This window comes from Sciscionella marina DSM 45152 (assembly GCF_000379465.1).
Taxonomy (GTDB): Bacteria; Actinomycetota; Actinomycetes; order Mycobacteriales; family Pseudonocardiaceae; genus Sciscionella; species Sciscionella marina.
Genome location: NZ_KB905407.1, coordinates 35833 through 45232 on the forward strand (window position 1 = coordinate 35833; position 9400 = coordinate 45232).

The window sequence follows — 9400 nt, forward strand, 5'->3', positions numbered from 1 at the left end:
GCGGCGACGGAGCCGTGGCGCCGGGCCCGGGTCAGAGTTCGTTGTCCAGCAGGGCGAACATGTCGTCGATGGTTTCCACGTCGAGGTCGGCGTCGTCCTCGCCTTCCGGCCTGGACCGCTGCTGCCAGAGCGTGACCAGCTTCCGGAGCTTCGCCTCGACCTCCGCGCCTTCGGCCTCCGATACGTCCACTGTGGACAGTTCGGCGGCGAGCCGGTCGATTCCGGCGGTCACCCCGGGTTCCGGTTCGGTGGCCGCGGGAACCACTTCCGACTGCAGGAATGCGGCGAGCGCGTTCGGGGTCGGGTAGTCGAAGACGAGGGTCGCGGGCAGCCGCAGCCCGGTGGCCGCGTCGAGCCCGTTGCGCAGTTCCACGGCGGTCAGCGAGTCGAAGCCGAGTTCGGTGAACGCCCGGTCCGGTTCGATCGCGCCCGGGCCCGCGTGCCCGAGCGCGGCCGCGGCCTGGCCACGGACCACGCCGAGCAGCACCTGTTCCGCGTCCGGCCCGGACAGTCCGGCGAGCCTGCGCTTGAGCCCTTCGGCCTGTGCCGCTCCGGCCACCGGTGCGGCGCGGCGGGCGGACCCGCGCACGAGACCGCGCAGCAGCGGCGGAATCGGTTCCTGCTCGGCGCGCAGCCCGGCCAGGTCCAGTTTCACCGGAACCGGCACCGGTTCGGCGAGGCCGATCGCCCGGTCGAAGAGTTCCAACCCCTCCGCGGGGGTGAAGCTGCCGATACCGTTCCGGCCGATCCGGTCACTGTCCGCCGAGTCGCCCATCCCCCGGGCCCACAGACCGAAGGCGAGCGAGGTGGCGGGCATACCGAGGGCGCGCCGGTGCTGGGCGAGACCGTCCAGGAAGGTGTTGGCGGCGGCGTAGTTCGCCTGCCCCGGCGCGCCGAGCACCCCGGCCGCCGAGGAGAACAGCGCGAACATCGCCAGGGCACGATCCCGGGTGAGCTCGTGCAGGTTCCATGCCGCATCCACCTTGGGGCGCAGCACCTTCGCCAGCCGCTCGGTGTTGAGCCCGGTGAGCAAGCCGTCGTCCAGCACCCCGGCAACGTGGATCACCCCGGTGAGTTCCGGGATCCGGTCCAGCACGGCGGCGAGCGCCGCGCGGTCGGCGGCGTCGCACGACTCGATCCGGACGGTGGCTCCCAGCCCGGTCAGCTCCGTGGCCAGTTCGGCCGCGCCGGGCGCGTCCGGGCCGCGACGACTGGTCAGCACCAGATCGGTGATGCCGTGCCGGGAAACCAGATGCCTGGCCAGCATCGCGCCCAGTTCTCCGGTGCCGCCGGTGATCAGCACGGTGCCACCGGCCGGGTGACGCGGAACGGTCAGCACGACCTCGCCACCGGGCCGTTGATCGGAGTGTCCCTGTTCGAGATGACGCAGTGCCTCCGGCGCGCGGCGCAGATCCCAGGCGCGGGTCGGCAGCGGAGTGAGCACACCGGCCTCGAACAAGGCGCTCAGCTCCTCCCATATCCGCGCGATCCGGTCCCGGTCCGCGTCGATCACATCGCCGACCCGGTAGGTCACACCGGAATCCTGCCCGTCCGGGCCGCCGTCCGGACCGGACTCCGCCTTGCGCATTTCCACGAACCGCCCACCGCGCGGTAACAGGCGTTCGGCCGCCCCGGCGAACTCCCCCGGCGACTGGTCGAGCGCCACCTCGGCACCGCGGTCCTCATCGGTGTCCAGCACCACGGCGCCGAAGTGCCTCGCCAGCTGGACGGCGGCCGTCCCGGCCCCCCTCACCGCGGAGTGGATCAGCACCGATTTCCCCGCCTCGAGCTCCGCGAGATCGGTCAGGGCGTGGTAAGCGGACAGGAACGCCAGCGGTGCCGCGGCGGCCTGCTCGAACGTCCAGCCCTCCGGAACGCGGGCCAGCAGCTCGCGGTCGGTGAAGGTGAGCGGCCCGAACCCGCGGTGCACCAGGCCCATCACCGGATCACCGGGCGACAGATCACCGATCGCCGAGCCGGTTTCCACCACCACACCGGCGGCCCCGCAGCCGAACCGAGCCGGTTCTCCCGGATCCGTGCCGAGCGCGGTGCGCGAGGAGCCCGCATCGGCCGCACGGACCGCGATCCGCACCGAGCGGGGCGCGAGCTCGGCGGTGGCCTCCGGATACGGCTCAAAGCTCGGTCCGGTGAGGTCCAGGAGCCAGGCCGCCTCCTGTGGGGGCGGCAGGAGATCGGTGGAGGAGACCGCGGTGAACAGCCGGGCGGCGTGCACAACACCGTGCCGCACGGCGAGCTGCGTCTCCTCTCCCAGCACGGCGAGCGCGGTCTCCACTTCGGACTCCTCGGCGTCCAGCAGCACCAGCCGTCCCGGGTTCTCGGACTGGGCGCTGCGCACCAAGCCCCAGACCGCCGCGGCGGCCGGATCGACGTCGTCCGCCGCGGACACCGCGACAGCATTCTGGGTGCGCACCACCAGCGGAGCCGGATCGCCCTCCGGTTCCGCATCGGCCAGTTCCTCGTGCAGGCCCGCCAGGACCCTGGTCAGCAGTTCGTGGGTGACCGCAGGGGTATCCGCCCCATCGGGTACCGCGGCGAGCACCCGAGCCCGCGGAACCGGTCCGGGCTCGTTGGCGACCGAGGCCCAGTCCAGCCGGTACAGGTCACCGGAACTCCCCGGTCCCGGCTCGGTGATCTCGCGCAGCGCCAGCGCCCCGACCGTCAGGACCGGGGCACCGGCTCCGTCGGTCAGCTCCAGCCGGACCGTGTCCGATCCGGCGGCGGTGACCCGGACGCGGGCGGCCGTCGCCCCCACCGCGTGCAGCACCACATCCCGCCACTGGAACGGAAGCCGGGTCGCGTGTGGATCCGCCGAGGGCAGCAGGCCGATCGCGTGCAGCGCGGCGTCGAGCAGCGCCGGGTGCAGCCCGAACCGGGCGGCGTCCTGGTGCAGCGCGGCGGGCAGTTCGAGCTCGGCACAGACATCCTCACCGATCCGCCAGGCCGCGCGCAGCCCGTGGAACGCCGGACCGTAGTGCAGCCCGGCCTCGGCCAGCTCCGTGTACAGCTCGGAGATCTCGAGCGCCTCGGCCCCGGGCGGTGGCCAGGCCCCGTCCTCGGCGGCGGGATGGGTCTCCGCGCAGCCGAGCAGGCCGCTCGCGTGCGCCGTCCAGGGTTCGCCCGTGGGCGCGTCGACGTGTCGCGTGTGGACCGATACCGGGCGGCGGTCCTCGCCGTTCGGGGCGCCGACCACGATCTGCACGGCCAGGGCACCGCGGTCCGGCAGCACCACCGGCGCGGCCAGGGTCAGCTCGGCCAGTTGCCCGTAACCCAGTTCCGCACCGGCCCGCACGGTCAGTTCCACCAGGGCCGCTCCGGGCACCAGCGCGGTGTCCCGCACCGCGTGGTCGGCAAGCCAGGGAGCGGCCGTGCGGGACAGCCTGCCGTAGGCGATCAGTCCGTCTTCGGCGGCCGTCGAGGAGATCGCCCCGAGCAGCGGGTGCCCGGTGGAGGTCAGCCCGAGCCCGGCCGCATCACCGGTGTCGGCGGGCGCCTCCAGCCAGAAGCGCTCCCGCTGGAACGCATAGGTCGGCAACGCGACCTCGCGGGCACCGGTGCCCGCGAAGAACGTGGCCCAGTCGACCTCCGTGCCACCGGCGAGCAGCCGCGCGAAGGCGGTCTCCGCGCTCGCCGATTCGGCGCGGTCCTTGCGCAGCACCGGAACGAACACCGCGTCCGGGGCGCTGTCGGTCCCGGCGGCCGAGAGCACCCCGTCGGGTCCCAGCTCGGCGAACCGGGTCACTCCGGCCTCGGTGAGTGCCCGGACACCGTCGGCGAACCGCACCGGTTCCCGAACATGGCGCACCCAGTAGGCCGGATCGGTCAGCTGCTCGGCGAACCGGCCGGTGACGTTGGAAACGACCGGGATCGACGGCGCGGCATAGTCGATCGAGCGCGCCACGGCTTCGAATTCCGCCAGCATCGGCTCCATCAGGACCGAGTGGAACGCGTGCGAGACGGCCAGTTCCTTCGTGCGGTGGCCACGTTCGGCAAGGGCCACGGCCGCGGCCCGCACCTCAGTGTCCACACCGGACAGAACCACGGATTCCGGCCCGTTGACCGCGGCCAGCCCGACCTCCGCGGAGCAGAACTCGGTGGCCTCGGCCTCGCTCGCCTGCACCGCGATCATCGCCCCACCGGCGGGCAACGCCTGCATCAACCGGCCACGGGCCGCCACCAGCCTCGCCGCGTCCGCCAGCGAGAACACCCCGGCCACGTGCGCCGCGACGATCTCCCCGATCGAGTGCCCGGCAAGGAAGTCCGGCCGGATACCCCAGGATTCCAGCAGCCGGAACAGCGCCACCTCGAGCGCGAACAGGGCGGGTTGCGCCGTACCGGTGCCGTTGAGCGCTTCGGCGTCCGGGACTGCCCGGAGCTCCGGCAACAGTGCGAGTACTTCGTCGTATGCGGCGGCGAAGACCGGGAACGCTTCGTAGAGCCCGAATCCCATGCCCATCCGCTGCGATCCCTGCCCGGTGAACAGGAACGCGAGCTTCCCTTCCTTCGCCCGGCCGGTGACCACCCGGTCCGTGGCATGCCCCTCCGCGAGTGCGGTCAGCCCGGCGCGCAGCGTCTCGGTGTCACCGGTGAGCACGGCACGCCGCTCGAACGCCGTGCGCGTGGTCGCCAGCGAATACGCGATGTCGACCTGGTCCGCGGAGCCGAGCGTGCCCAGCAGCTGCCCGGCCTGAGCGGACAGCGCCTCCTCGGTCCGGGCGGAAAGCAGCCACGGCAACAGCGCGGGCGCCGACACCGTGCGCGCGGTCTCCGGTTGTTCGGGCGCCTGTTCCAGGATCACGTGCGCGTTGGTGCCACTGATCCCGAACGAGGACACCGCTGCCCGGCGCGGACCGTCGTCCTGCCGCCACGTGTGTCCCTCGGTCAACAGTGCGACACTGCCGGAATCCCAGTCCACGTGCGGAGAAGGCTCGTCCACATGCAGCGTCCTTGGCAGCATCTCGTGGTTGATCGCCTCGACCATCTTGATGATCCCCGCGACACCGGCGGCCGCCTGCGTGTGCCCGATATTCGACTTCACCGAACCCAGCCACAACGGCTCTTCCCGCTCCTGACCGTAGGTCGCCAGCAAGGCCTGTGCCTCGATCGGATCGCCCAAAGCCGTACCCGTGCCATGCGCCTCGACAACGTCCACTGTGGACGGATCAACCCCGGCATTGTCCAGTGCCGCACGGATCACCCGCTGCTGCGAAGGACCGTTCGGCGCGGTCAGACCGTTCGAGGCACCGTCGGAGTTGATCGCCGAACCCTTGACCACGGCCAGTACCCGATGCCCATTACGGCGCGCATCGGAAAGCCGCTCCAGCAACAGGAATCCGGCGCCTTCGGCCCAGCTCGTCCCATCGGCGGCACCCGCGAACGGCTTGCACCGCCCATCCGGGGCCAGACCACGCTGCCGGGAGAACTCGATGAACGGATGGGGACTGGACATCACCGCCGCACCACCGACCAGTGCCAGACCGCATTCGCCCGAGCGCAGCGCCTGCGCCGCCCAGTGCAGCGCGACCAGCGAGGAGGAACACGCCGTGTCCACCGAAACCGCCGGCCCCTCCAGACCGAAGGTGTAGGCGACCCGGCCGGACAGCACACTGCCCGCGCTGCCGGTGCCCAGCAGTCCTTCCATGCCTTCCGGTGTCGCGGAGAGGCGGGAGGCGTAGTCGTCGTACATCACCCCGGCGAACACCCCGGTGGCGCTGCCGCGCAGCGAGACGGGATCGATTCCCGCCCGTTCGAAGGCCTCCTGCGCGGTCTCCAGCAGCAGGCGCTGTTGCGGGTCGAGGGTGAGCGCCTCGCGCGGCGAGATGCCGAAGAACTCCGCGTCGAATTCCGCGGCCTCGTGCAGGAATCCGCCCTCGCGGGTGTAGGACGTGCCTGGATGATCCGGGTCGGGGTCGAACAGCCGGTCCAGATCCCAGCCGCGGTCGGCAGGAAAGGTGGTGATGGCGTCGGTGCCCTCGGCGACGAGTCGCCACAGATCCTCGGGTGAGCGAACCCCGCCGGGGAAGCGGCAGCTCATCGCGACGATCGCGAGCGGTTCATCCGGTTCGGTCCGGTGCGCTCGCTTCCGGGGAGTCTCGGCGGCCGCACCGACCAGCTTGGTGCGGATATGGGTGGCCAGTGCCGCGGGACTCGGGTGGTCGAACACCAGTGTCGCGGGCAGTCGCAGTCCGGTCGTCTCGCCGAGCCGGTTGCGCAATTCCACCGCGGTGAGCGAGTCGAAACCCAGCTCGGTGAACGCGCGCCCGGCCTCGATGGATGCCGTGCTGTGCCCGAGTACGTTCGCCACCTGCCGCCGGACCAGTTCCAGGAGGTGGCTATGCTGGTCGGCGGCGGACAGCCCGCTGAGCGTGGCCGATAGTCCCTCCGCGCCCGCCGCGTTGGCCGCACCCCGCCGGTTCGGCACCCGGACCAGTCTCCGCAGCACCGCGGGCGGCTCCGCCGTCCGGGCCAGGGCACGCAGTACGGGCAGGTCGAGTTCGACCGGTACCGGGACCGGGGTCTCGACGGTTTGGGCCGCATCGAAGAGGGCAAGCCCCTCGGGCACGGTCAGCGCGCCGAACCCGGACCTGGCGAGCCTGTCCACATCGGACTGTCCACCCATTCCGTCCGCCCACAGGCCGTAGGCCACCGAGACCGCGGGCAGTCCCTCGGCCCGGCGGCGGCGGGCGAGGTCGTCGAGCAGGGCGTTGGCGGCCGCGTAGTTCGCCTGGCCGGGGCCACCGAGAATGCCGGAGACCGAGGACAGCAGCACGAACCGGGTCAGCGGGCGCTCGCGGGTCAGCTCGTGCAGGATCCGGGCCGCCTCGGCCTTCGGCCGCAGCACGGTCTCGAACCGCTCGGGGGTCAGCTCGGTGAGCACACCGTCGTCGAGAATCCCGGCGGCGTGCACGATCCCGGTCAGATCCTCGATGCCGTCGAGGAGTTCGCGCACCGCGATCCGGTCGGTGACGTCACAGGCGACGACCTCGGCGCCCAGTTCCTCGGCGAGCTCGGCCGCTCCGGGGGCTTCCGGGCCGCGGCGGCTGGTGAGCACCAGCTTGCCGACCCCGTGCGCGGTGACCAGATGGCGGGCGATCGCCGCACCGACGCCGCCGGTTCCGCCGGTGACGAGCACGGTGCCCGTGCCCCAGCCGACGGGTTCGCCCGGTCGGCTCCGGGTGAGCCGGGGCACTTCGGCGGCCCCGTCCCGGACACGGACCTCGGGTTCACCGGTGGCCAGCGCGGCGGCCACATCCTCGCCGTCCAGGATGACGAGGCGGTCGGGGTTCTCCGAGGCGGCGCTGCGGGCCATGCCGCGTACGGCCGCCCCGGCCGGGGAATCCCCGGTGCGCAGCACGAGCCGGGACTGTGCGAACCGTGGGGCGGCGAGGAATTCCTGGACGACCCGCAGGCTCGAGGCGAGCGCCTCGTGGGGCTCGGTGTCGAGGACGGTGTGCACGACGGCGGGCGGAGGCTGTTCGCCCGGGTCCTCGAGCAGTGCAGCCTCGATCGGGGCGAACGCGACGGGTTCGCCTGCCGGTTCGGCGGTGATCCAGCTCAGTTCGTACAGCGAATCCGTATCCGACCGCGCCGGAAGCTGCGCGGTACGCACCGTGACGGCGCCGAGCGTGGCCACCAGTGTTCCGGCGGCATCGGTGGCGAGTACCGACACGCTGTCGGTTCCCCGCGCCTCGGCCCGGACCCGCAGTGCGGTGGCTCCCGTGGCGTACACGGCGACCTCGGCGAAGCCGAACGGCAGTCGGCCGCTTTCCCCTGGCAGCAGGGCGATCGTGTGCAGGGCAGCGTCCAGCAGCGCCGGGTGCAGCCCGAAGCCGTCGACCTCGGTGTGTTCCGGCAGGGCCACCTCCGCGAGAACGGCATCCCCGTCCCGCCAGGCGGCGGTGAGCCCGCGGAACGGCGGCCCATAGTCGAGGCCCGCGGCGGACATGTCCGCGTAGAAGCCGTCCAGCTCGATCGGTTCCGCGGTGGGTGGCCATTCGCGGAGACCTTCCGGTGCGGCCGGGTGGGCGGCGGCGAGGGTGCCGCTGGCGTGTTCGGCCCAGTCGCCCTCTTCGAGGCGGGAGTGGATGGAGACCGGGCGGCGTCCGGAGGCATCGGCTTCGCCCACGAGGACCTGGACCTCGATCGTGCCGCGCTCGGGCAGTACCAGGGGCGCGGCGAGGGTCAATTCCTCGACCGCCGCGCAACCGGCCTCGTCTCCGGCACGGATCGCGAGTTCGAGCAGTCCGGTCCCGGGAACCAGAACCTCGCCGAACGCGCGATGTCCGGCCAGCCACGGGTGCGTGGCCGCCGAGAGCCGTCCGGTGAGCACCCAGCCGTCCCGGTCGGCGAACGGCACCGCGGCGCCCAGCAGCGCATGCCCGGCCGCCTGCAGCCCGGCCGCGCGGACGTCCGCCGCTCCGGTGCCGGTGGCCAGCCAGAACCGGCGGCGCTCGAACACCGAGGTGGGCAGGTCGACCGTTCGGGCGCCGGTGGGCCGCAACAGCGCCGCCCAATCGACCGGCACTCCGCGGGTGTGCGCGGCGGCCAGGGTGGTGACCGCGGCACCGGCCTCCTCGCGGCCGTCGCGCAGGAAGGAGGCGGCGAAGACCTCGCTTCCGGTCAGCGCGGTGAGGACCGCACTGGGACCGATTTCCAGGTATTTCGTGACATTGGCTTGGGCGAGCCAGGACAGGCCGTCGGCGAACCGGACGGTGGCGCGGACGTGCTCGACCCAGTAGTCCGGTTCCGCGACCCGTTCGGTCCGTTCTCCGTCCACGGTGGACACGAACGGAATCCGCGGAGCCGAGAACTCCAACTCCCCCACCACCGCAGCAAACTCGGTAAGCATCGGCTCCATCAACACCGAATGAAACGCATGCGACACCTCCAACCGCCTCGACCGGCGACCAGCAAACCGATCCACCACCCCGGAAACCGCACCACCCACACCCGACAACACAACCGACTCCGGACCATTCACCGCAGCCAACGACACCTCATCCGAAAGAAACCCGGCAACCTCAGCCTCACTCGCCTGCAAAGCAACCATCACCCCACCCCCAGGCAACGCCTGCATCAACCGCCCACGAGCCCCCACCAACCTCGCCGCATCCTCCAACGACAACACACCAGCCACATGCGCCGCCGCGATCTCCCCAACCGAATGCCCAACCACAAAATCCGGCCGAACACCCCACGACTCCACCAACCGAAACAACGCCACCTCAAACGCAAAAATCGCCGGCTGCGCCACCCCCGTCCGATCAAGTCGCCCAACATCCCGCACCACCGGCAACAACCCGGCAACCTCATCAAACGCCGCCGCAAACACCGGAAATGCCTGGTACAACCCCGATCCCATCCCGGCACGCTGCGAACCCTG

At 71.8% G+C, this 9400-nt stretch carries 1 protein-coding gene; it reads right to left on the minus strand.

Going from position 1 to position 9400, the window contains the following annotated elements; genetic code table 11:
* Positions 1-31: 31 nt before the first annotated feature.
* Positions 32-9400: type I polyketide synthase (locus A37U_RS45775; RefSeq protein WP_040588971.1), on the minus strand; the 9369-nt coding region annotated here is incomplete at its 5' end.